This is a genomic window from Streptococcus ovis DSM 16829 (assembly GCF_000380125.1).
In the GTDB taxonomy this organism is placed as follows: domain Bacteria; phylum Bacillota; class Bacilli; order Lactobacillales; family Streptococcaceae; genus Streptococcus; species Streptococcus ovis.
On the sequence record NZ_KB904583.1, the window covers coordinates 70,880 to 95,583 of the forward strand.

The following is a 24,704-nucleotide window of genomic DNA, read 5'->3' on the forward strand; positions in this document are numbered from 1 at the left end:
CCTTTCACTAAGCACGAAATAAAATGTTAACCTTCAAAAACAAATGTATCGTCCGTATAGAGTTTAAAGATATCACGACAAACACGATGTGCAACATAGCCTACTGCAAAAGGTATTACAATCCATGCTAGAACCATGACGAGAATGCTAATGCCACCTTCTAGAGATGCGATAGGCCCGACCAAACCAACCAATCCAAAACCTGAGGTTGCTGGCGTACCGATAAGATTGAACATCGGTACTGATAATGCACTAATAGCTGCTGTGATACCCATTGGAACAGCTATTTGTGGATGTTTCAAGAAGTTTGGCATCATCATTTTCATGGCACCCAAGGCAATCGCAATCGGAACCCCTGCTTTATTTTTCTTTAAGGCTCCCCATACAAGAACAGCAGTCGTTGCAGCCACTCCCATAGAAGCAGCACCTGCAGACAATCCATTCAAACCGATTGCCAAACCAATCGCTACGGTTGAAATCGGACTCACAATTAAAATAGCAAACGAAATGGCAATTAAGATACTCATCAGAATTGGTTGTAAAACTGTAAAAGTATTAATTCCTTGACCAATCAAGGTCGTTACATAGGATACATAGGGTAAGATTTTCCAGCCGATATATCCGACTCCAGTACCAATAATGATTGGCAGACAAATGATATTCAGAGAGCCGAATTTATCTCCAAACCATTGCACTGCTAATACTGCTAGAGCTGCAGTAATCATCATGTTAATAAGATCTCCAATACCCTTGAGCTGGAAAATCCCTGTTGCCACACCTTCTTGTGTAATTTGTGTAAATGCCCATGCACCTGAACCAATGTAAGCTGCACCACCAACTGCTAATTGTTGCATCGGATTGAGACCGAATTTTTGTGCAATCAAAACTCCAGCCATAATTGGTGTAAAGAATTGGAACACCTGGACAATATGGAGAAATTCAGCCGCAAATACATTTGGCAACAAAGGCTTTAAGAAAGTTGCCAAAATAGCATTTGGAATCAATGCTACAACAATCGCGATTGCAGTCCCCCCCAACACATTGTTGATAAAGGTACTGATCGTTCCTTTTTTCGTTTCAGTCATACTGACTCCTCCTTAAAATATTTTTATATTGTTTAGTATATCACAAATTTATATATGCGGAATAAAAATTTTTGAGTTTGTTGAAAATTTTCATAATTCTCTTCATTGCCAATTCTCTTCATTGGATAGATTATTGAAAAATGCCCCAAAATACAAAAAAGAACCTTGTCATCTTCAACAAACGTTGATATGACAAGGTTTTTGAATTGTTATTTAATAACTTCTTGTGTCTTAGCGTAATTCGCTTCAACGGCTTCTTTTTCAGCCTTCCACCAATCTTGGTTTTCTGTGTACCAGGCAATAGTTTCTTCCAAGCCTTCTGAGAAGTTTGTGAATTGTGGTTCCCAACCGAGTTCCTCACGGAGTTTTGTTGAATCAATCGCATAGCGAAGGTCATGACCTGCACGGTCTGTCACATGGTCATAGGCATCTTTTGGTTGCCCCATTTTCTCAAGGATCAATTCAAGAACTTCCTTATTATTTTTCTCACCATCAGCACCAATGAGGTAAGTTTCACCAATTTGGCCTTTTGTCAAAATAGCCCAAACTCCTGTTGAGTGGTCATTGGTATGAATCCAGTCACGTACATTTTTCCCTTCACCGTAGAGTTTTGGCTTAATGCCAGACAAAATATTGGTGATTTGACGGGGAATAAATTTTTCGATGTGTTGGTAAGGACCGTAGTTGTTTGAACAGTTAGAAATCGTTGCTTTGACACCAAATGAGCGCACCCAAGCCTTTACAATTAAGTCTGAAGCAGCCTTCGTTGAGGAGTAAGGCGAACTTGGATTGTACTTGGTTTCAGCTGTAAATTTCTCACCTGGTCCTTCACCGTGTCCTGGCAAATCTTCGCGCAATGGAAGATCACCATACACTTCATCTGTTGACACATGGTGGAAACGAATGTCGTATTTTCGAGCAGCTTCCAACAAGGTATATGTCCCAATAAAGTTGGTATGGATGAACGGACTTGGATCATTGAGTGAATTGTCATTGTGACTTTCAGCTGCATAGTGAACGATAGCATCCGCTTTTGCAGCTAATTTGTCTACCAATTCAGCATCAGCGATATCCCCAACAACCAATTCAACACGATCACCAAGAATGGCCTCGATATTCGCACAGTTACCTGCGTAAGTCAACTTATCCAAGACCGTTACATGAACGTCTGGATGATTGTTATAAACGTAATGCACAAAGTTAGAACCGATAAAACCAGCTCCACCTGTGACGATAATGTTTTTGTATTCTGTCATTTTTTCTCCAAAATTTCTTTTTTGATATTTTTCGTAGGTGGTGTCAGATGCAAGGTGAAATTATCCAGTGGATGATTTCAAAAATCCATCAAGATTCCATTGCTAATAATCGAACCAAAATCTCGATTATTCCAAGATTCATCATAGAGAAAACATCATCTTTAAGCTCGCTAAACTTGCCCTATTTTCCTAATACTTGTTTTAAGTAGTCAATTTTTGCGAAGTCTTTGTGGTTATTGTTTTCTGCGCGATAACTATCTTTCGATGAAGCTTGATAAATTTTTAGGTACTGTTCCAAATTGGGCAAGTAGTAATGAACACCTTCATCTTCTATTTCTTCTAAGTCTTCCAGTTCTACACCAGCAAAACTCGGCAAAGAATGCAAGCCACCAAATTCAACGGAACGCCCTTCTTTTTGAAACTCGTGTTCATGGCGATCGACCAAATGATAACCTAGTCTTTCCATGGTAGAATTGAGTTCATCAAAACGATAAATTCGCTCTTCATCCGGCACTTCCCAACCACGAGGATCACTTGGAACATGAATATCCAAATCACGTGCTGACCAAGATTGACCTGTTCGCACTTCTAGTCCGACAGAGCCCATCAAAAGTGGCGTAATTCCAAGCTGATTTAAGTGCCGCGCAATCACTAAAAACTCTTGATACATGTTACAAATCTTCTTTTTTCAATGGTTTAACATCTTTGAGAAGAGGGTGATTTTTATCTGCTTCTGAAACTTCTGCTTCTTCAAGGTTTTCCCACTGAATTCCTAAAGATGGGTCTGCATAGTTCACAAAGGCATACTTAGGCTTGAGTTCCAACGCCCAGTAGTCATTGACTAGATAGGTATAAGCGGCTTTGTCAGTTAGAACCTGAAAGCCATTGGCCACACCGCGAGGAACGAAGATTCCCTTGCTGGCGTCAATCACTGTCTGATAGGTATTGCCAAAAGTAGAACCCTCACGCAAATCAACCCAAGTCCCGATGACCCTGCCTTCATCTGCAATTGAAACATACTTATCCCAAGGTTCTGCATGTAAGCCACGAAGCGTATGCTTTTTATTAAAGGAAATGTTGTTTTGTAATTTTCCTTCGGCAAAAAATCTTTCAGGGAAACCAAGTGGCACCATTTTTTCTTTTTGGAAATTTTCCTTGAACCAGCCACGATTATCTCCCCGAACAGGAATATCAAATTCCAACATGCCAGGAATACCTGGAACTTCACGGCAAGCTAATTCTTTGTCAAAAAATTGTTCAGTCATTAAGCCTCTCCAATCAAGCGGAGCAAATATTGTCCGTATTCATTTTTCTTCAATGGTTGTGCCAATTCAAGTACTTGTTCTTTGGTAATATAACCCATGCGGTAGGCAATTTCTTCCAAGTTTGCAACTTGAACATTTTGCATGCGTTGAACAGTCTCAATATATTGCGCAGCTTCTAACAGACTTTCATGTGTACCTGTATCTAGCCATGCAAAACCACGTCCCATCACTTCAACAGATAAATCACCACGATCAAGATAAGCCTTGTTCACATCTGTGATTTCTAATTCTCCACGAGGGGATGGTTTGATATTTTTAGCAATCTCTACCACATCATTATCATAGAAATAAAGACCTGTCACTGCGTAATTTGATTTAGGTTCTTCCGGTTTTTCTTCGATAGAAATAGCGTTCATATCGACATCAAATTCAACCACACCAAAACGTTCTGGGTCTTTGACTTGGTAACCAAAGACAGTTGCACCAGATTCTTTCGCTGCAGCACGTTGCAACATCGCTGATAAACCTGGACCATGGTAAATATTGTCACCTAAGATAAGTGCGACACTGTCATCACCAATAAATTCCTCACCGATGATGAAGGCTTGAGCCAAGCCATCTGGACTTGGTTGAACAGCGTAAGATAATGAAATCCCAAATTCAGAACCATTACCAAGCAATTCTTCAAAGCGTGGCAAATCTTGTGGTGTAGAGATAACCAAAATTTCTTTAATACCAGCCAGCATCAACACTGATAATGGATAGTAAATCATCGGTTTGTCATAAACGGGCATCAATTGTTTTGATGCAGCTCGGGTTAATGGATATAGACGAGTGCCAGATCCACCGGCAAGAATAATACCTTTCATACTAGATACCTTCCCTAATGTTATTCATTTCATTATAGCATAATTTAAAAACACTGTCACTCCATAATAAAATCCGCACTGGGCGGATTCATGGTATTTATCCTAAAGCAACATCTAAAATCATCATAATAACAAATCCCATCATAAGCCCCAATGTCGCTAAGTCCGTATTTCCATTTGTTTGTGATTCTGGAATGAGTTCTTCGACCACAACAAAAATCATGGCACCTGCCGCAAACGAAAGAGCATATGGCAAAATTGGAGTCATGTAAAGAACTGCCACAGCACCAATTATTGCAGCAATAGGCTCAACAATTGCTGACATTGATCCCCAGAAAAAGGATTCTTTTCGCGTTTTTCCGTCCGTCCGAATAGGAATAGAAAGCGCAGAGCCTTCAGGAATGTTTTGAATCCCAATTCCCAAAGCCAGTCCAACAGCACCAATAAAAGCTGCATGGCTTGGATTGTTTGCCAAAGCACCAAATGTGACCCCGATGGCCAACCCCTCAGGGATATTATGAATGGTAATCGCAAGAAATAGCAGAGCCGTTTTAGACAGGCGTCTCCGTTCAGATTCTCCACCACCCTCGGCCTTGTCCACTTCATTGCCCAAGTGAAGATGGGGGATAACAGCATCCACCAATCGTAAAAAGTAACCACCAATCAGAAAGCCAACCGCTGCTGGTATCCATGACCAACTACCATAAGTTGGAGCGGCGTACTCAATAGACGGAGCCAATAGAGACCAAAAAGAGGCTGCAATCATCACTCCTGCCGCAAATCCTTGCATCGTATCTAACAGTTTTCGACTCACATTTTTGAAAAAAAAGACGATAGCCGACCCTAATATCGTACAGGACCAAGTAAACAACCCTGCTAAAAAAGCCTGTATTACAACTGGTTGCCCCGCAAACCAAGACATAATATTTCTCCTTCTAACACACTATTAGATTACTTTATTTTCAAGCTTTTTTCAAGTAGAATTTCTGTTCAAAACTAAAAAGCTAGATCATTTTCTAGCCTTTCAACGATTATAGATGTCGAAATGGATTGGTAGAGACCGTTGAAGGAAGAATCTCAATATTCCACCCTGCTTCATTTTTCCACAATTCTAGCTTTTCGGCTATTTTCTGCACAAACAAAACCTCAATATGGTGACCAGGATCAATCCCTAAAAGTCCCTGCGTCAGCATATCTTGACCCGTGTGATAATAAATGTCACCCGTTACAAGAACATCTGCCCCTTTGGCCAAGGCATCCTTGTAGAAAGAATCACCACTGCCACCACAAATGGCAACACGCTGGATATATTGTTGGCGTTGGTGGGCATAAGTGACCAAGCGCACACTGTCCAGCCCAAATGTTTCTTTTACAGTCAAGGCAAATTCTTCTAAGGTTTGTTCTGGAATCTGCCCTACACGACCAATTCCGTAACCCGGCGTCGTTTCATGAAGGATTTCTGGTTGTTCAATTCCTAGCAATTCACAAAACCAATCATTGAGACCACCTTCAACCACATCAATATCTGTATGACTGACATAAACTGCAATATCATGCTTGATGAGTTGTAGATAAATTTGATTTTGCAAGTTGTCTGCTACTAGGTCCTTCAGGGGTCGAAAGATTGGAGCATGTTTTACAATAATCAAATCCACCTGTTTGTCAATGGCTTCTGCGACCGTCATCTCACGGATATCCAAAGCTACCATAACACGTTTCACTTCTTTGTTGAGGGTCCCAATTTGTAGACCTGACACATCGCCTTCCATAGACAGACTCGGCGGACAAAACCGCTGGTAGCGTTCTATAACATCACTCGCTAACATGACAAACCTCCTTGATGGCCTTGATTTTTTTTTCTAATAGCTGGCGCTCTTGTAGGTGTGTAGTGGGTATTTGCGCAAGAGCTGATTCTAATTTGATTTGCTCCCTTTGCCATTTATCTTGGAACACAAGCGACTTTTCTGCTAATAGATAAGGACCAAAACGCAACTCCTGCTCCGTCAAATCAGTTTTCCCTGGCTCTACAACAATGATTTCATAAAATTTTTGATTTTCAGTTAGAATCGTTTCCGCAACTATCTGAAATCCATTCTGACTGAGCCAGAGGCGCAATTCATCTTCGCGATTATTCGGCTGTAAAATCAACCGTTGAACAGATGAGAGTTTTTCCATTCCTTCCTGCAAGATATCCGCAATCAGACGTCCCCCCATCCCCGCAATGGTAATGGTATCAACCGCATCTTCTGTTTCAATCGCTGCTAAACCATTGGCCAACCGAACCTTGATTTTCTCTTGTTGCCTTGCTTCATTCACATTAGCAAGGGCAGATTGATAAGGCCCTTGTACCACTTCGCCAGCCACAGCATACGAAATGCGTCCACTTTCAACTAAAAAAAGAGGAAGATACGCATGATCACTTCCCACATCCGCCAAACGGGCACCAAATGGCACATAATCAGCCACATTTTCTAAACGTTTTGATAATTTCGTATATTCCATTCTAATCTTCCCAGAGAGACATTGCATCCTTGAAATCCTGTGATACAGCAAGGGGCTTATTGTTTTGTTGTTGCTCTCGTTCTGCATTTTTTGCTTCTACTTGATTTGGGGCTGTAATCCCCTCTCGACGCCAGTTGCGTAAAATGGCTTGAATATAGCGCCAATTGGTCTTATTATTAAAGACTGCTTCACGCAAAGCCAGACGAATTAACTCAACAGATATTTTATCTTCTTGAATGGTCTTTTGTAAATCTTCAATCTCAAAAGGAGATAAGAGACGGCCTAGTTCTCTCTCAAAATCCCCTACCAAGGTCTTGAAGGTATTCTCTGGCATCACCTGTGCTGTTTCTGCTGTTGGAGTCACTAACTCATCCAACTTCTTCAAAGCCGGAAAGGCATCGCAAATCATCTCGATTTCTCCAGCAAGTTCAATGGTCTTAAAATCTAGAAGACCTGCTTCCTGCAGGCGTTCCATCGAACGATTGACCTCAGCAATACTTTTGCCAATTGCTTGAGAAATATGGCTTGGTGCCATCTCATCTACCTTACTCGTATTTTGAAAAAAGAAAAATTGCCAGACCAAAAAATCATCTGCTGATGGAAATAGTTCTTTGAAATGAAACAATAAGGCACTTGGTAAAACCAAGTTGCCAGATTGATATTGTTGTGAATAATTCATACTGCCTCTTACAAACTCGCTGATTGCGAGGATAGTTCTACCATATTCCAATCATAAGGGGTTTCTTGGTAGACTGCGTAGTTAATCCAGTTATTAAAAAATTGTGCAGCCGGTAAATTCCAGGTCAAGGCTGGTCGAGTTGTTGGATCATCCTTCTTGAAATAATTCTCCGGCACATGAGGATTTTTTCCAGCTAATACATCTCGCTGGTATTCCTTGGACAAGGTATCTCGATCATATTCTAAATGACCAAAACTATATACCTCACGTAAATCTTTACTGGCAATAATTGAAAGCCCAACATCTTCTCCACTAGATAAGATTTCTAAGTTCGCAAAGGGTGCAATGTCTTCTTCACGAACCTCTGTGTAACGAGAATGCGGTGCTGAAAAGACATCATCAAAGCCTCTCATCAATGGACTATCAACCTTGATAACCTCTTGATGATACACTCCGGATAGTTTCCGTTCTTTGCTATATTTTCCGATACCATGACGGGCGTATAATCCAGCCTGTGCCCCCCAACAGATATGCAAGGTCGAGTAGACATGACTGTTAGACCATTCAAAAACTTCTTCCAGCTCCTGCCAGTAATCAACTTCTTCAAAGGGAAGATTTTCTACTGGTGCTCCAGTCACAATCAATCCATCAAAAAAACGATGTTTAACCTGTTCGAAAGTCTTGTAAAACTCTTCCATGTGGCTTGCATTCGTTGTTTTCGAACGATGACTAGCCATATGAAGAAACTCGATTTCCAGTTGTAAGGGTGTATTCGCTAAGAGTCGCAACAGCTGTGTCTCCGTCACAATCTTCTGTGGCATCAGATTAAGAATCAAAATATTTAATGGACGGATATCTTGATGTTGGGCACGATTATCATCCATTACAAAAATATTCTCAGTTCTCAAAATCTCGACGGCTGGTAAGGACTTATCAATCTTAATCGGCATACACTCTCTCCTCGTTTCAAATGATACTGTTATTATACAGTAGCTGAGAGATGAATTCAATTTGGTAGAAATTAGGTCTAGTTATAGTTGATAACTATAATCAAATCTGTAACGAGTCACAACTTCTGCCTTGCAATTGTTTCCTTAGCCTGGGAAATTCATAAGCACTTTCATATCGTAATCGCCAACAGCTTTACGTCCTCCAAGACCATCCAACTCAATCAAGAAAGCACACCCAGCAACAATACCACCGAGTTTCTCAATCATCTCAATAGTTGCTTTAACTGTACCACCTGTTGCCAACAAATCATCGACAATCAGAACGCGCTGTCCTGGTTTAATCGCATCTGAGTGCATCGTCAAGGTATCTAGACCATACTCTTTCTCATAGTCTGCAGAAATAACTTCACGTGGCAATTTACCTGGTTTACGGACAGGTGCAAATCCAATCCCTAGCTCGAAAGCGACTGGGCAGCCTACGATAAAACCACGCGCTTCTGGACCAACGATCATGTCAATATCCTTGCTGACAGCATATTGTACAATTTCACGAATTGCATAACTATATGCATTGCCATCTGCCATCAATGGGCTAATATCACGGAATGTAATGCCCTCTTTAGGGTAGTTTTCGATGGAGGCGATATAATCTTCTAATTTCATTGTTCAACTCACTTTATTTTTTGTTTTACTCTTCATTATAGCATTTTTTTTAGTCACAGTAAATGACAAACTATAGACGTCACAGGAAACACTTTAGCACAAGGTCTATTTGATTATTCTTCTTTCGTCAGCCAATCATAGATTTCTTGTGGCGTTCCCAAGGCCATCAACTCTTGAAATTTCACCATTTCTTTTAAGTTTTGGTAAATCTGACTGTCAGAAATTTCTCGTTTCGTTGCTTTTTTATTGACTGTCATGACTCCATCTGTAATTGTGACAAAGCCTAATTCTTGGAAAATCTGTACCATTTTCACGACTAAGATATAAGGAATATTGAGATACTGAGACAATTCCTTCAACTTGTAACGGACATCAAATTCTGGGAATTGATAGATCGTCTTATAGAATTTAGCAAACTGTTCTCGTGTACCATATCCTGTTAAGTAGTATTCCTGCTTGATCTGATTTTTAAAATAGATAGCTTCAAATTCCCGACCTGCAAAAAGGGCTCGTAAATCCTCAGCTTTTTCAGGCAGTTCTAACAGAACAACACTTCTGCCTTCTACTTCTTCAGTCAAGACTGGCACAGTCTCAGGGAGTGGCGCATTTTTGGCACGAATATCAAATAACTGAACACCATCAACCCGTGCATCTACCAGCATGAGTTGGAGAGTGGTCGTACCATTCCATTGATTAACAGAGAGTTGTACGGCCAATTCCAATCCCTTGACTTGGGTAAATTCAGTAGCAAGACTTCCTCTCCCGAAAGCTACCACGTCAATACTCACTCCTTCTTGTTTAATGCGTAGTTTGAGATGAGTATTGTCCTGCCCCATCGTTCGAGCAGATTCTACTTGAAAGTCTTTTAGATAAAAGGTCGGTTTGGCATGGTCCATGCCAAAGGGAGCTAATTTTTCAAGGGTTTTGACGGTGTCCAAACTTAGCTCTGCTAATTGTAATTCCTCGTCCAATACTAGACTTGGTTTGCTAGAAAGGTCAATATTTCCCTTTTCTATGAATTCTTCCAGTACATCTGATAACCTTTCTAGGTTTTCAGCGGGCAAGGTCATACCTGCCGCACCACTATGGCCTCCAAAGGCAATAAAGAGGTCACGATGGTCATTCAATGCTTCAAAAATATTAACTGCTTCAACTGAGCGGGCTGAACCTTTAGCTATCCCATCTTGAATTGTAAGGACAATAGCAGGCTGACTTAATTCCTCTAAGAGCCGTCCAGCCACGATACCTAGGACCCCCGGATTCCATCCTTCAGCCGCCAGAACCTGCACTTTTTTGTCTGAACGAATCATTGTTTTGGCCTGCTCGTATATGGTCTGCACAACCTCTTTTCGCTCGGTATTTTTGGCATCAATCATCTGAGCGATGTCTACGACTTCTTCCTCATCAAATCCTGTCAATAATTCGACGGCAGGATTAGGATCATCAAGGCGACCGAGGGCATTGAGGCGAGGGGCTATTTGGAAACCAATTGTTTCTTCATTTAAGGTTTGAGTGTCTACTCCTGCCACCTTCAACAATTCCTGAAGTCCAACTCGTTCGGTCTGCTTTAGGAGCGACAGTCCATATTGGACCATGATCCGATTTTCATCTGTCAAGGATACCATATCTGCAATTGTCCCAATAGCAACCAAGTCTAAAAATTCTACCTGTACCTGTTCAAGCAAGGCACAGGCTAGTTTAAAAGCGACGCCACAACCCGCCAAATGTTTGAAAGGATAATTTCCTTCGGGATGCTCAGGGTGAACAATGGCATAGGCCTTTGGCAATTCGCTAGGTAAGGAATGGTGGTCCGTGACAACAACATCTACACCCATTTCCTGTGCGTAGGCGATGGCCTCATACCCTGCCACACCATTATCCACCGTGACAATGAGCGATACGCCCTGTTGTTCAATAAAGTATTTGTAGACCGATTGATTGGGACCATAACCATCTGTAAAGCGGTTAGGCAGATACACTTGACACTCCGCCCCTAATTCTTCCAAGGCTTCTTTGAGAATAGAGGCCGATGTCATTCCATCCGCATCATAATCCCCATAAATTAAAATTTGTTCATAGTTCTCAATCGCCTGACGAATCCGTCCTACTGCTCGGTCCATATCATGCAAGAGATAGGGATCATGCAGGTGTTCCAAACTCGGATGTAAAAATTTTACTAGTTGTGCTTCGGTTTGAATGCCCCTTTCATAGACTAGTTGTGTCGCCAAGGAATCCAACCCCTCTTTTTTGGCTAATTTCGCAAAGGTTTGATCTGAAAAACTGGGAAGTAATTCCCATTCATAACTTGATTTTATCACACGCTCTCTCCTTTAATCATCCCTTTATTATATCATAAAAAGACAAGCATCTGCCTGTCTTTCATCTCTTATAATAACGGAGCCAAAATCGCTATAACCGCACCAGCCACTCGCTTATACCAAGGATAATGCAAGCGGAAGCCGGCTAGCGTAATCCGTTCTGATTTTGCAAAAGATTTTTCAAAATCTGCCGCAATATCTGACAAAACTTGCTGATGATTGTAGATATACAACCCACACTCAAAATTCAAATAGAAACTGCGGAAATCCAGATTGACTGTCCCAACCGATGCCTTTTTATCATCAATGAGGACCACCTTAGAATGGACAAAGCCTGGCATGTACTCATAAATTTCAATTCCAGCTTCCAAGTACATTTCGAAATCCGTACGCGCCACTAGATAAGGGGATTGCTTGTCATAAATATGGGGCAACAAAATCCGCACACGCACACCTCGTTTGGCTGCATAAATCAATGTCTCCTGCGTTTCATCATCCAGCACCAAATAAGGGGTCATGATAGAAATCGAATGCCGTGCCGATTGGAACATATCCAGATAGACCCGTTTGGCGACCGCATCATTGTCAAATGGACTTTCTCCATAACCAAGGAAATAGGAATCTGATTCAGACTCGACTTTTTCACGATGTTTATGTTCCAAGAGATAAACGGTATCATCGTTTTCAGTCTTTTCATCAAAATTCCACATCTGTAAAAACATGAGTGTGAAATTGGCAACTGCCTCTCCTGTCACCATAATGGCTGCATCCTTCCAGTAACCAAAACGCTTAATCCGATTGATGTATTCGTCAGCGATATTAGCACCACCCGTGAAGGCGACCTTCCCATCAATGACCGTAATTTTACGGTGATCACGATTGTTTTGAATAGTAGAGAGAGCAGGGATGATCTGAGAAAAGACCTTGGCCTTAATGCCAAATTTCCGCAAAGTTTTGTAGTAGGTGTAAGGAAGTAAACTCAAAGAATTCATCCCATCGTACATAAAACGGACTTCTACTCCCTGAGCAGCTTTTTCCTTTAAAATCTCCAAAATAGAATCCCACATATAGCCAAAATCAACAATGTAGTACTCCATAAAGATGTAGCGTTCAGCCTTGCGCAGTTCCTCCAAAAAGACTTCAAACCAAGCCTCACCTGATGCGAAATACTTGGCATCACTATTCGTATGAAGGGCATAGCCTACAGACTCACTCATATAATGGGCTAATTTTAACTGGTCACGGTCTTTTTCTGCCAAACCATTTAGAACTTTCGAAGAGGTGTGCCCATATTGTTTAAGGAGTTCTGCCTGCTTTTGAAAGGTCTTACGGTATCGCCTAGTCTCGAAATTGGACTGTAAGATAAAGTAGAATAGGGCACCAAAAATGGGAACACCCACCACAAATAAAATCCAGGTCAATTTAAAACTAGCATTCATAGGCCGATTGAGAATCGAGATGGCTATAATAATCGAAAAAATCTGTAACACAATCCAGAAAGCAGGTACTAGGGTTGTTACGGAAGAAACCGCCAAAAAAATTGCCATCACTGTGACCAATAGCAACAGTAAAATGATGAAAACACGACTATAAATAATCCGCCAAATTCGTTTCATGACCTCTCCCATTTTTAGTATATTTTGACTATTATATCAAAAAATAGCCGTTTTTCCTATTCCATATTTCCACTGTCACAACAGAAAAGACCAATCTTCCGATTGATCTGCTCCTAATATTCGGTGATTTCTTTGCGGTCATGGACATTGGATTGTTTGCCCTGACGAGCAGTCAAAACAGATTCTACATCCTCAGGTGTCACCCCTGTTTCCACTAACATAACAGCCAAATGGTAGAGAATATCAGCTGTTTCGTTAGCGATTTCTATCTTATCTGCATTCTTTGCTCCGATGATGACTTCAGTTGCTTCTTCGCCAACCTTTTTTAAAATCTTATCCAATCCCTTATCAAAGAGATAATTGGTATAGGAGCCCTCTTTGGGATGTTGTTTTCGGTTTAAAGCCTCTTGGTATAAGGTATGTAACATAATTTCCTCCGTTTTCTTCCTAAATGCACACTTGCTATAAAATCTCATTAAAAAAGCAAGAGTATTCGCCTGTGTGACAAGCTGCACCAATCTGCTCAACAGCGATGAGAAGAGTATCATAGTCGCAGTCTGTCTTGATGGACTTGACCTTTTGGTAGTGACCACTGGTCGCCCCCTTATGCCAGAGTTCATTCCGCGAACGACTCCAGTAGTGCATCTGTTTGGTCTCAAGGGTCAAACGATAACTTTCCTCATTCATATAAGCCAGCATCAGAACCTGACCTGTCTGATAATCTGTGACAATCACTGGAAGAAGTCCACCTTGTTTAGCAAAATCAAGTTGAATTTTTGTCATAAGCGTACCTCTATTCCAGCATCTGTCATTGCTTGTTTCGTGTCTTTAATTGACACTTCTCCGTAGTGGAAAATGGATGCAGCTAAAGCCCCTGTAGCAGGCGTTTTTTCAAACACTTCTACCATGTGAGCAATCCCACCAGCACCGCCTGAAGCAATAATGGGAACATCGACAACACTAGCGACAGCATTGAGCATATCTAGGTCAAAACCTGACTTGGTTCCATCCTTATCCATTGAAGTTAAGAGAATTTCTCCTGCCCCAAGTTCGACCACTTCACGCGCCCATTGCAACAAATCTTTACCAGTATCTTTTCGACCACCGGCGACATATACATGCCAACTGCCATCCGTTTCCTTTTTGGCATCAATGGCTGCGACGACACACTGGCTCCCGAATTTCTCGGCGCATTCTTTTATCAATTGGGGATTGGCAACCGCCGAAGAATTGACCGCAACCTTGTCTGCACCAGCTTTGAGCATGCGATTCATATCCCCTACCGAGCGAATACCACCACCAACTGTAAAAGGGATAAACACTTGATTTGCCACTCGCCTTACCATTTCTACCGTCGTATCACGTTGCTCATGTGTAGCAGTGATATCTAGAAAGACTAACTCATCGCATCCAGCCTCATAATAAACACGGGCTGTATCTACAGGGTCACCCACATCGGTTAGATTGACAAAGTTGACCCCTTTCACCACACGACCATCTTTGACGTCTAGACAGGGAATAATCCGTTTTTTGAGCATCTTATCCCTCTACTTTCTTGAGTTCCTCAAGGCTGATATTACCGTTGTAGTAGGCCTTGCCCACAATCGCACCAGCGACACCGATTTCCTGTAATCTGGTCAAATCAGCTAACTCTGCGATTCCTCCTGAAGCGATGACCTTTGCTGTGGTCAGTTCTGCCACCAAGCGATCATAGTGGGCAAAATTTGGTCCGGTCAATGTCCCATCACGATCCACATCCGTGTAAACAAATAATTGCACACCCATTTTTTCCATTTCTTTGGCCAAGCTAATAAAATCAACCGTGCTTGTTTCAAGCCAGCCTTCTGTCGCCACAAAACCATCTTTAGCATCAATGCCCACGACAATCTTATCCGCTCCGAATTGCTCCAGTGCTTCCCTGACAAAGTCAGGATTTTTCACAGCCATTGAGCCAATGATGACGCGGTCTATTCCCACCATAAGATAATCCTTGATTTGCCCTAGGGTGCGAATGCCTCCGCCGACTTCAACCCCCATTCCTGTTGCGACTTTCAGAGCCGCAATTAGGTCACGGTTGGTGGCACGACCCTCCAAGGCGCCATCCAAATCTACCACATGGATAAATTGCATGCCTGCATCCGCAAAAATCCGCGCCTGCCCCAGCACATCTGGATTGACCACTGTTTCTTGGTCAAAATTCCCCTTATAAAGACGGACCGCCTGACCATTCCGAATATCAATTGCAGGTAATATTTTCATAAACTATCCTCCTTTTTCAAGAAAATATATCCATTTTCTCATTAACTAGTCGCTACAATTAAGTAAAACGTTTCTGAATTACTTCTTCTGCTTCCTTTGAAGTCCTACATATAATAAGTTTAGAAGAGTGGATAGATAACGAATCCAAGATTTTCTTTTTGTCCCGATTAAACTGGCAGTGCCACTTTATATATTGGCTCAAGGCTTTCAAACTGGGATATAATTTATAGACCTCTTTCCCACTTCTCTGCCTTAGCCAACGGTAAATGATTCTCTTTAACCTTGTCGTTGAAGGAGGATCTAAAAAGAGAATCAATTCTGCTTTCTCAAAGCTCTCTTGTAAGATTTTTCGAGGTGAGCCTTCCACAATCCAACTTTCTTGGTCCAAGATTGACTGAAATAAACTATCTCGCTCTTCATCGTTTCGCTTGTAGTCCCCTGCTTCATCTCGAACCCAAACAATCTCATCCTTTTCATAACAGGGCACCTGGTATAGCTGACTGAGTTTTTTGGCTAAAGTTGTTTTACCAGAGCCAACTGAGCCAATAATATCTATCCTCATTTCTTATCGCCTCTTCCTTATTCTAGGCATAAATCAACAAATTTCTTCAGAATGCCCAAGCCAACTTGCCCTGATTTTTCAGGGTGAAATTGGGCACCATAGACATTGTCCTTGTGAATCATAGCAGGAAGTTCTAGACCATAATCAGCCACTACATCCACATATTCAGTTGGAACATCTGTAAAATAGCTGTGCACAAAATAGACATCTTCCCCTTCTAAACCAGTTGTCAAAAGTGTTTCTTGCTTGATGTGCAATTCATTCCAACCCATGTGTGGGACTGGTTTTCCCTTGCTTGCTGGGATTTCACGGCAAATTCCCGGAATAAATCCTAGCCCTTCTGTTTTACTGTGTTCCAAACCTGTTTCTGTCAAGATTTGCATTCCGAGACAAATTCCCAAAAGAGGGGTCCCTTTCCCAACAGCTTCTTTAATGGCTGTGACCAATCCTCGTTTTTCCAGCTCTGCCATGGCTGTAGGGTAAGCACCTACTCCAGGCAAAATCAAACCATCTGCTGTTAGCACTTCTTCTGGCTTAGCAGATAGAATCGCCTCAACGCCGATGGTTTCTAAAGCACGCAAGACATTAGCAGTATTGCCCGCATCATAATCAATGACGACTAGTTTCATAGCGTTCCTTTCGTCGAGTTTACTCCATGAATCTCTGGGTTGAGGGTAATGGCTTCGCGTAATGCACGACCAGTTGCCTTAAAGAGACTTTCTGCCTTATGGTGATTGTTTTTACCGTGTAAAATCTTCAAATGCAGGTTCATCTGTACATTGAAGGCTAAGGCTTGGAAAAATTCTTCTACCAGTTCTGTGTCAAAACTGCCCAATTTTGGATTATCAAAATCACAGTCAAAAACAAGATAAGAGCGTCCCGACAAATCAAGGCTGGCCATGCCAAGTGTTTCATCCATCGGCACAAAACTGGTTCCATAGCGATTGATACCGGCCTTGTCTCCGAGCGCCTCTCGGATAGCCTGACCGAGTACAATCCCCACATCTTCCACAGTATGGTGACTGTCTACATGAAGATCTCCATCAGCTTTCACCAGCAGTGAAATACGACTATGGCGGGCAAAGAGCGTCAACATATGGTCAAAAAAGCCCACACCTGTATCAATCTCCACCGGCTCCTGCGCATCCAAGTTCAAACTCAGTTTGATTTTTGTTTCAAAGGTATTGCGTTCAATGCTTGCTGTTCTCATGTGATTCTCCTAGCTTTGTTTTTTAATTTTTGTGCCAATATTTCATCTTGTCCATATTCTAAAATATAGGCTATCACATCTTCTTTAGATAGAATTTTTGTTAAAATATCATCCTCTAAACAATCTAATAGTTCATCTATCTTCTTTTTTGATAGAGCATTAAAGTTTTTGACACGATTTGCTTCCTTCACTTTTCGTTCAGCCATATCAGCTGGATAGCCTACACCAAAGTCCCCATCAAATAATTTCTCAAGACAGTACTCTATATTTAATTCTCCCAGCCAACCATAACCAATCCCTAGCGAAAAAGAAACTGTATTGCCATCGTTTATCCGTCCAAATAAGAAGGCATCTTGTGGAGTTTGGACAAAACCGCAGAGTACATTTGGCAAGGTATTGCATGCTAAGGCCATACCTTGTCCAGACGAACAACCTGTTACAACAAAATCCACCGATTTGCTGGACAATAATAATGAAATCAAAAGAGCTACTTCAGTGTAAGAATACGAATCTTCATCCGGGAAAACACCAAAGTTGACTACTTCATGTCCCAAGGGATTCACAACTTTTTTGACCGCTCTAACTAAAATATCATTTTTATCAATTTGTGTACTTCCCTGAATTACTGCAATTTTCATGATGTCACTCCATCCAACACTTCAATCACCTTATACAAGTCAGGTTCATTGATTTGATAAGGTGCCTGCTCTCGGACAATCGGTTTGGCACAAAAGGCAATCCCAATCCCTGCTAGTTGAATCATTGGCAGGTCATTTGCACCATCCCCCATGGCAATGGTCTGGCTCAATTCTAAGCCATTTTCAGCAGCCCACTCGCGAAGTTTTTGCACCTTGACGTCTTTTGTCACAATGTCACCATAGGTTTTTCCAGTCAGCACCCCATCCACGACTTCCAAATGATTGGCCTTCACATAGTCAATCCCAACCGCTTCAGCAAGACGGTCCACTGTTTCATGGAAACCACCCGAAACCAGACCAACCTTGTAACCACGCGCATGTAGTTCATCAACCAATTCCTTGGCTCCCTTATGGAAGTGAATACGGGCAAACACCTTGTCAAAGATGCTTTCTGGCAAGCCCTTCAAGGTAGCAACCCGCTCCTCAAGTGCCTGTGCAAAATCCAATTCTCCCCGCATGGCACGCTCGGTAATCTCTGCCACCTGAGCGCCAACACCAGCTTCTTCTCCCAATAAATCAATCACTTCTTCTTCTACCAATGTGGAATCCACATCCATTACTAGAAGTCCTTTAATCTTCGTCATTTCTCACCTCAATCGCCTTGGCATGTGCCTGCAGTCCTTCTGCATAAGCCAAGATTGTTATATCTTTTTCAGCTGCCTGAATAGCCTCTTTATTGTACTGTGTGTATTGAATTCGCTTGATAAAGTCATGGACTCCCAAAGCTGATGAAAAACGGCTGGTGGCTGTCGTCGGCAAGACATGGTTGGTTCCAGCATAATAGTCCCCAATTGGCTCACTCGTATAATGACCTAGGAAAATCGAGCCTGCATTTTCAATCCTGTCTAGATAATCATAGGCATTGTCCATAGCAATCTCCAGATGTTCTGGCGCTACCAAATTCATCAAATCAAACATAGCATCCACATTTTCTGCCACAATAATCCGTCCATTATTTTCAACGGAAGCTCGCGCGATAGCTTCACGTGGCAATTCTTTCAACTGCTTCTCAATCTCCACTTCCACCGCATCTGCTAACTCTTCCGAGTCCGTTACCAAAATAGCCCGCGCCAATTCATCATGTTCGGCCTGTGAAAGCAGGTCTGCTGCTACATAGCGAGGATTGGCACTGTTATCAGCCAATACACCAATTTCTGATGGCCCTGCAATCATGTCAATTCCAACAATACCGTAGACCTGCTTTTTGGCTGTTGCCACAAAGATATTTCCTGGGCCTGTAATTTTATCAACTTTTGGAAGGGTTTGCGTTCCATAGGCCAGAGCCGCAATCCCTTGTGCTCCTCCGACTTGATAAATCTTATCCACACCAGCTAATTTTGCTGCTACTAAAATGGCAGGTACAAATTTTTCTTGTGGCGGTGTCACCATAATGATTTCCTTGACCCCTGCAATCTTAGCAGGGATAACATTCATCAGAACAGACGAAGGATAGGCAGCTGTTCCTCCAGGAACATAAACTCCCACCCGCTCAATCGGCCGAATCAACTGTCCACGGACGACACCTGCACTTGGTTGGTCTTCAAATCCAGTTTCCAATTGCTGACGATGGTAAGATTCAATGTTGGCCTTAGCATTTTCAAGCGCCACAAGGACAGCCTCATCAACTTCTGCAAAAGCCTGATCGATCAAGTCCTGCCCCACTTCAAAATTCGCCACTTCTACCTTATCAAAACGCTTCGAGTAATCCCGTAGGGCCTCATCTCCACGCTCTTTGACATCTTCGATCATCGCACGGACTGCTTCTTCCACATTAAGATTTTCCCTGCTCAATTCCAACTGCTCCTCATAAAGCAAGCGAGCAATCTCCTCATTTGTTCCGCTTAATCGCTTCATTTGAAGGCCACCTCCTCATTTCCAACAATGGCTTCTATCCTTCGGATAAAGGACATAAGTTCTGGATTATTTTTCAGCGCAGCCTTATTGACAATGAGCCGAGCTGAAATCCGACAAATATCTTCATAGACCTTGAGACCGTTAGCTACCAAGGTATTTCCCGTTTCGACAATATCCACAATCGCATCCGCCAAACCAATGACGGGTGCAATTTCAACACTTCCTTGGATGGAAATAATCTCCACATCTTCACCCTTACGATTGAAAAAATCAGTCGCAACAGTTGGGTATTTGGTTGCAATCCGCTTCCGCTTGTGGTCATTGGGATTGTAATCTTCTGTCGAAGCTAGCGAAAACTTACAAAGCCCAAAATTCAAATCCAACATTTCTAGATAGCCAGTCGGATGCTCCATCAAGACATCTTTGCCCACCACACCGATGTCAGCCACACCGTGCCGTACATAAGTAGTGACATCTGGTGCCTTGACCAATAAAAAGCGAAACTTGCGATCAGGACTTTCAAAAATAAGATTCCGTCCCTTATCTGCCATAAAAGACAAATCAAAACCCGCTTTTTCCAACAATCGAACCGTATCTTTTTCAATCCGCCCCTTGGTTAAAGCAATGGTAATCTGCTCTGCCATATCAGGTCCCCCCTTCTTCTAAATGATCATGGACCGCCTGATAGACCGCGTCCAAATCAATGGCCCAACCAACCGCTGTCAATTCTCTAGCACCAAAACGCTCAAATAATTTATCGTAACGCCCACCTGATACAAAGGCATCAGGTACCTTATCGCCAAAGACCTTAAACATCAAGCCTGTATAGTAAGGCATAGACGGCCACTGGGACAAGTCCAGATGTACCTGTTTCAAACTAGGGCTCACTTGAGTAATCAACTCTTCTAATTCTGCTAGACTAGCCAAGATGGCAGCATTGTCTGTCAATGCACGCGCTGCCTCTAACACCGTTTGACTATCACCAAATAGATAAGGCAACTGTTCAATCAAACCATCAAATTCGCTTGGATATCGCTTGGTAAATTCCTTTAATTTGGTAATATTTTTATCAACAATATCTCTTATCAGCTCCTGTTGTACCTCTTGAGGCAAGGCCAAATCTCTCAAAATCGTCTGCAAAATCGCAGCATGGGAGCATTCAAATTGATAAGATGGTACCTGTGCTATTTCAAGCGCCTCTTTTGCTGATAAAAGGGCTTCTAGCACTGCTTCTTCTGCTGGAAAACCAACGATTTCAATTCCAGCCTGTGTATGCTCATTGATGAGTCCACGCATTTCCTCATTGTAGTGAAATACTTTACCGGAATAAGAAAACTTAATGGGAGTTTCCACCTGTGTGGAGGCAATCACCCGCCCAATCTGGCTAGTAATATCAGGACGAAGACTTAAAAGCTCACCCTTTTTATCAAAAAGATTGTAGTGACTGATATTAATCTCATCGCCAAAGACTTCAAAATGCTCTAAAGTCGGCGTCTCGATTCTATGAAATCCCTTTTCCATCAATAACTCACTGATATTTTTTTCAATGGTATAGGTCACACGTGCTCGCTTAAAAAGTTTATCGTGCATTCCCACTGGCAAAGTTGTTTTTTTCATCTAAGTGCCTCCTTTATCACGGCTAAAACAGTCTCCATCTCTTCGCGTGTCCCGATAGAAATCCGCAAATAATCCTTGATTCGCTCCACAGTAGGAAAATATCGGACATAGATATGGTCTTCCTGCAAATAGGCAAACAAGAGCGCAGCATCAATTCCAACTGGTTTGGTCAAGATAAAATTCGTCGCACTAGGTAACACTTCGAAACCTAGATTTGCCAACTCACCCCCAAACCAGTCTCGCGTTGCCATGATTTTTTGACAGTTTTCTGCGTAATAATCCCATGATTCAACAGCAGCAGTCGCTGCCTTCTCTGCTATGCTGTCCACGTTATAGGGGTTGACTGAATTTTTCACTGCATTGATAACACCTATCAAAAGCGGACTCCCGATTCCATAACCTACACGCAAGCCTGCTAAAGCTGCATCCTTTGAAAAGGTTCGTGTGATAAATAGGTTATCATATTTCTCAAGCAGAGGAATCGCTGTTTCCCCACCAAAATTCACATAGGCTTCATCAATGATGACCACTACATCCTGATTGGCTTGGATAATTTCCTCAATTTCAGCCAAAGATTTGAATAATCCTGTGGGTGCATTCGGATTCGCAATGACAATACCACCATTCTCACCCAAATAATCAGTCGTTTCTATCTCAAACTGATTATTCAAAGGAACTTCTTGATAGGAAATATGATATAAATCCGCCCAGACCTTATAAAATCCGTAAGTCAAGTCAGGAAAAAGAACCGGCTCCTTGCTATTAAAGAAAGCTAGAAAGGCCATGGATAAAATGTCATCCGATCCATTTCCAATCACAATCTGATCCGCAGGAATGTCCAAGTTTTTTGCCAAAACCCTTCTTAAATCAACTTGATTCAAACTAGAGTACTTACGCAGTTCACTAACTCCAAAATCTTTCAACGCCATTTGAACTGTCGGACTAGGACCATAGGCATTCTCATTGGTGTTCAACTTAATCATATTAGCTTTCTGGGGTTGACTGCCCGGTATATAGGGTTGGATGTTGCGTAAACCTTTTATCATACTAACCTCTTTCCTCTAATCATCACATTATAAGATAATCGTTTTTAAAAACAAAAAAGTCCTCACAAAGACAATGCTTTGTAAGGACGCTAACTGCGTGGTTCCACCTTGATTCGGCAAGAAATTACTTTCTTCCCCTCATGAACTTCCACATGGAAGCTCTGGTCGCTAACGGAACCACCCGTCGTGTACTACTCTCAATACATTTTGCACACGCACTCAAGAATGTGTCGTCTAAGGATTGCATGCCTTCTCACCCTTGGGCACTCTCTGTCCGTTGTCTTAGACTTTTTCTCTCATCGCTTTAATATTAGTACCATTCTACATGAAAATGCTAAAAATGACAAGACATAAAAACACATTTTTTTGTTTTTTACACAAAAAATTTTTCATCAAATAAGGAGTCAACTTTTAAATCTCTAGTCTTGCATTAGCAAACAATGTTATAGCAACACACAAACAGACTATTCCCTTCTTCTTCCATTTCAAAAGGCCCCTGTTTCCAGAAGACCTTTTATGAATTTTAATAACGAATAGCTTCACGTGTTTTTTCATAAGAATGAACAAAACGCTCAGTGACACCTGGTTCTACTGTTTCTAAAGCAAACGAAATTTCTTCAAAAGCTGCTTGGTAATCATATTCTTTTTCAAAAATAGCTAACGAACGATTGAACGCTTTTTGAATATTTTCATCAAACGACCGGTAACGATTTGAGTATTGAAGAAGCTGCTCAGTCAAAGCGGCATTTTGAACAATGCTATACGCAATCTCTTCTAATTCATTCATATCATATGTAGCACTGGCTAACAAACGATTGATAATTTCAATATTAATACGCTTGTGATCAAATTCTGCCAATAAAGCTTCGACATGATCGCTGGCTCTAAAGAATGTATTGAGGAATTCATCTGGAATACCTGGGAGATTCCGTTTTTCCATATAACGTTTTAGAGTGTGTAGCTGATTGACATACTGATTGACTTTCTTACGTGCATTGCTTTCTGAACTTTCTTGAGATTTCAAATACTCTGCTAGAACAATTTGTTCCTCTTCCATTTCTTTAAGAGAAGCAAAAGCATGTTCCAACCGTTCCTGTAAAATGGAGTAGGCAACTTGAGGTGAATCCAATTCCTCTAAACTATCACGAACTGTCATATCCAGATTCGCCATCCGTTTTGACAATTGTTGAATACGTGATAATTTGCTATCTGCTAACATATAAGTCTTATTTAGACGTTCTGCTTCATCTGCAAGATTATTTGTATTTTGGGAAATATGCTCCACAAATTTCGGAAGATTTTTAGAAATTTTAAGCGTACCTTTATGAGCTTCAATTTCTTTTGTGAAAATTTGATAGAGACTGTCAATGTCTTCTTGAATATCTTTATTCGCTTCCTCTGCTGCATCCAAATCAAAGGATACAATGAGAGCTGTATTTTCCCGGATGGCTACACGAATATCTTGGAATGTTGATTCAATATTGCCTTCTGTAAAGAGGTAATTTTGCTCAATTAATTTACGGTATCCTGATTCTAAATCTTCCAATTGATCAGGTAATGAAACATTGACTTTTTCAATCAAACTAGGAATGCGATCCATAATTTGATTAAGTGCAATCATGTGTTCTTCCGTTTTATCTAAAATTTCAGAAGCTTCGATTGGGTCACCAGAAGAATTAAGCATCACAAATTCTGAGAATTCAACTTCAATATTCTTCAGTTGTTTTTCCAATTCAGGTAAAGTTTCCCCATAGCTATCTGCATTTTCCCGCACAGAATCTTGTAAGCTATCAAAGAGATCCAAGGCGTGCTTCACGCGACCTGAATTTTTTTCTTCTTGATGTTTCAAGTCTTGAAGACCGAGACGAATCGCAGCAATATCTTCTTCGATCAAGTCAATCTGACTCTCAATACTTTCGACAGCATGTCTTGCCCGCATAAAACGGAATGAATTGTTGAAGGCTTCCGCTTCAAAAATGTGATTTTCAACATCCGCAAATGAATTTAATGACAAATCAACCCATTTTTGATTCCATTCACGGAAGTTGACTTGGCTCTGACCAATCAAGTGCAAGTTCTTAACAGCTTCCACTTCTTCATTGACAGGAATATTGAATAATTCTTCTTTTCGTTCTTCTAATTTATCCAACATATCAGCTGTCCGTTTTCGAACAAGAAGTCCTATGATATAGGCAATAATTAAAATAACAACAATCGAAACGATTAAAATGATTGTTCCTTTAGGCATGTAAATC

27 protein-coding genes are annotated in these 24,704 nt (G+C 41.5%); all 27 read right to left on the bottom strand.

The genetic code is table 11. From position 1 onward, the window contains the following. Positions 1–26: 26 nt before the first annotated feature. The 27 genes from A3I9_RS0110855 to ezrA all read right to left on the bottom strand — a co-directional run bounded on the left by A3I9_RS0110855 (position 27) and on the right by ezrA (position 24,697). Entirely contained in the window at positions 27–1,085 is a 1,059-nt protein-coding gene (locus A3I9_RS0110855) for a PTS sugar transporter subunit IIC (protein ID WP_018379052.1), read from the bottom strand. Positions 1,086–1,294: 209 nt separating this feature from the next. Further along, entirely contained in the window at positions 1,295–2,341 is a 1,047-nt protein-coding gene (gene rfbB / locus A3I9_RS0110860; protein ID WP_018379053.1) for a dTDP-glucose 4,6-dehydratase, read from the bottom strand. A 181-nt stretch (positions 2,342–2,522) separates the two neighbouring features. Continuing rightward, complete coding sequence (locus A3I9_RS0110865; RefSeq protein WP_018379054.1) at positions 2,523–3,011, bottom strand: hypothetical protein; 489 nt, start codon at positions 3,009–3,011, stop codon at positions 2,523–2,525. 1 nt (position 3,012) lies between these two features. Continuing rightward, a complete protein-coding gene (locus tag A3I9_RS0110870) occupies positions 3,013–3,606 on the bottom strand; it encodes a dTDP-4-dehydrorhamnose 3,5-epimerase family protein (protein WP_018379055.1) in 594 nt (197 codons plus the stop codon). Further along, on the bottom strand, positions 3,606–4,475 hold the full coding sequence (rfbA, locus tag A3I9_RS0110875; RefSeq protein ID WP_018379056.1) for a glucose-1-phosphate thymidylyltransferase RfbA: 870 nt from the start codon (positions 4,473–4,475) through the stop codon (positions 3,606–3,608). The genes A3I9_RS0110870 and rfbA overlap by 1 nt, the downstream gene beginning before the upstream one ends. Before the next feature lie 97 nt (positions 4,476–4,572). Further along, the gene (locus A3I9_RS0110880; RefSeq protein ID WP_018379057.1) at positions 4,573–5,397 is read right to left on the bottom strand and encodes a ZIP family metal transporter; all 825 of its coding nucleotides are present in this window, start codon (positions 5,395–5,397) and stop codon (positions 4,573–4,575) included. A gap of 109 nt (positions 5,398–5,506) precedes the next feature. Then, positions 5,507–6,301, bottom strand: a complete 795-nt coding sequence (locus A3I9_RS0110885; protein WP_018379058.1) for a Nif3-like dinuclear metal center hexameric protein — start codon at positions 6,299–6,301, stop codon at positions 5,507–5,509. After that, on the bottom strand, positions 6,288–6,977 hold the full coding sequence (locus tag A3I9_RS0110890; RefSeq protein ID WP_018379059.1) for a tRNA (adenine(22)-N(1))-methyltransferase: 690 nt from the start codon (positions 6,975–6,977) through the stop codon (positions 6,288–6,290). Before A3I9_RS0110890 ends, A3I9_RS0110885 begins: the two co-directional genes overlap by 14 nt. A 1-nt stretch (position 6,978) precedes the next feature. Next, positions 6,979–7,656: a DnaD domain-containing protein gene (locus A3I9_RS0110895; protein ID WP_018379060.1), complete on the bottom strand. Its 678-nt coding sequence runs from the start codon at positions 7,654–7,656 to the stop codon at positions 6,979–6,981. Between the two features lie 8 nt (positions 7,657–7,664). Beyond that, positions 7,665–8,606 (bottom strand): homoserine O-acetyltransferase MetA, encoded by a 942-nt coding sequence (metA, locus tag A3I9_RS0110900; protein WP_018379061.1) that lies wholly within the window; start codon positions 8,604–8,606, stop codon positions 7,665–7,667. A gap of 144 nt (positions 8,607–8,750) precedes the next feature. Beyond that, complete coding sequence (locus A3I9_RS0110905; RefSeq protein WP_018379062.1) at positions 8,751–9,269, bottom strand: adenine phosphoribosyltransferase; 519 nt, start codon at positions 9,267–9,269, stop codon at positions 8,751–8,753. Positions 9,270–9,382: 113 nt separating this feature from the next. Further along, a complete protein-coding gene (gene recJ / locus A3I9_RS0110910) occupies positions 9,383–11,587 on the bottom strand; it encodes a single-stranded-DNA-specific exonuclease RecJ (RefSeq protein WP_018379063.1) in 2,205 nt (734 codons plus the stop codon). A gap of 68 nt (positions 11,588–11,655) precedes the next feature. Beyond that, positions 11,656–13,203: a cardiolipin synthase gene (gene cls / locus A3I9_RS0110915; protein ID WP_018379064.1), complete on the bottom strand. Its 1,548-nt coding sequence runs from the start codon at positions 13,201–13,203 to the stop codon at positions 11,656–11,658. A 113-nt stretch (positions 13,204–13,316) separates the two neighbouring features. Next, a complete protein-coding gene (gene hisE / locus A3I9_RS0110920; RefSeq protein ID WP_018379065.1) occupies positions 13,317–13,631 on the bottom strand; it encodes a phosphoribosyl-ATP diphosphatase in 315 nt (104 codons plus the stop codon). A 34-nt stretch (positions 13,632–13,665) separates the two neighbouring features. After that, complete coding sequence (gene hisI, locus A3I9_RS0110925) at positions 13,666–13,986, bottom strand: phosphoribosyl-AMP cyclohydrolase (protein WP_018379066.1); 321 nt, start codon at positions 13,984–13,986, stop codon at positions 13,666–13,668. Further along, positions 13,983–14,741: an imidazole glycerol phosphate synthase subunit HisF gene (hisF, locus tag A3I9_RS0110930; RefSeq protein WP_018379067.1), complete on the bottom strand. Its 759-nt coding sequence runs from the start codon at positions 14,739–14,741 to the stop codon at positions 13,983–13,985. Before hisF ends, hisI begins: the two co-directional genes overlap by 4 nt. A 1-nt stretch (position 14,742) precedes the next feature. Next, positions 14,743–15,462: a 1-(5-phosphoribosyl)-5-[(5-phosphoribosylamino)methylideneamino]imidazole-4-carboxamide isomerase gene (gene hisA / locus A3I9_RS0110935; protein WP_018379068.1), complete on the bottom strand. Its 720-nt coding sequence runs from the start codon at positions 15,460–15,462 to the stop codon at positions 14,743–14,745. A gap of 58 nt (positions 15,463–15,520) precedes the next feature. After that, complete coding sequence (locus A3I9_RS0110940) at positions 15,521–16,024, bottom strand: P-loop NTPase family protein (RefSeq protein WP_018379069.1); 504 nt, start codon at positions 16,022–16,024, stop codon at positions 15,521–15,523. Between the two features lie 17 nt (positions 16,025–16,041). Continuing rightward, a complete protein-coding gene (gene hisH, locus A3I9_RS0110945; RefSeq protein WP_018379070.1) occupies positions 16,042–16,653 on the bottom strand; it encodes an imidazole glycerol phosphate synthase subunit HisH in 612 nt (203 codons plus the stop codon). Beyond that, the gene (gene hisB, locus A3I9_RS0110950) at positions 16,650–17,234 is read right to left on the bottom strand and encodes an imidazoleglycerol-phosphate dehydratase HisB (RefSeq protein ID WP_018379071.1); all 585 of its coding nucleotides are present in this window, start codon (positions 17,232–17,234) and stop codon (positions 16,650–16,652) included. The genes hisH and hisB overlap by 4 nt, the downstream gene beginning before the upstream one ends. Continuing rightward, positions 17,231–17,872 (bottom strand): RpiB/LacA/LacB family sugar-phosphate isomerase, encoded by a 642-nt coding sequence (locus A3I9_RS0110955; protein ID WP_018379072.1) that lies wholly within the window; start codon positions 17,870–17,872, stop codon positions 17,231–17,233. Before A3I9_RS0110955 ends, hisB begins: the two co-directional genes overlap by 4 nt. Further along, the gene (gene serB, locus A3I9_RS0110960) at positions 17,869–18,516 is read right to left on the bottom strand and encodes a phosphoserine phosphatase SerB (RefSeq protein ID WP_018379073.1); all 648 of its coding nucleotides are present in this window, start codon (positions 18,514–18,516) and stop codon (positions 17,869–17,871) included. Before serB ends, A3I9_RS0110955 begins: the two co-directional genes overlap by 4 nt. Beyond that, on the bottom strand, positions 18,503–19,786 hold the full coding sequence (gene hisD, locus A3I9_RS0110965) for a histidinol dehydrogenase (protein ID WP_018379074.1): 1,284 nt from the start codon (positions 19,784–19,786) through the stop codon (positions 18,503–18,505). The genes serB and hisD overlap by 14 nt, the downstream gene beginning before the upstream one ends. Further along, a complete protein-coding gene (hisG, locus tag A3I9_RS0110970; protein WP_018379075.1) occupies positions 19,783–20,430 on the bottom strand; it encodes an ATP phosphoribosyltransferase in 648 nt (215 codons plus the stop codon). The genes hisD and hisG overlap by 4 nt, the downstream gene beginning before the upstream one ends. A 1-nt stretch (position 20,431) precedes the next feature. Next, entirely contained in the window at positions 20,432–21,403 is a 972-nt protein-coding gene (locus A3I9_RS0110975; protein ID WP_018379076.1) for an ATP phosphoribosyltransferase regulatory subunit, read from the bottom strand. Then, entirely contained in the window at positions 21,400–22,449 is a 1,050-nt protein-coding gene (gene hisC / locus A3I9_RS0110980; RefSeq protein WP_018379077.1) for a histidinol-phosphate transaminase, read from the bottom strand. The genes A3I9_RS0110975 and hisC overlap by 4 nt, the downstream gene beginning before the upstream one ends. A 523-nt stretch (positions 22,450–22,972) precedes the next feature. Then, on the bottom strand, positions 22,973–24,697 hold the full coding sequence (ezrA, locus tag A3I9_RS0110985) for a septation ring formation regulator EzrA (RefSeq protein ID WP_018379078.1): 1,725 nt from the start codon (positions 24,695–24,697) through the stop codon (positions 22,973–22,975). Positions 24,698–24,704 lie beyond the last annotated feature (7 nt).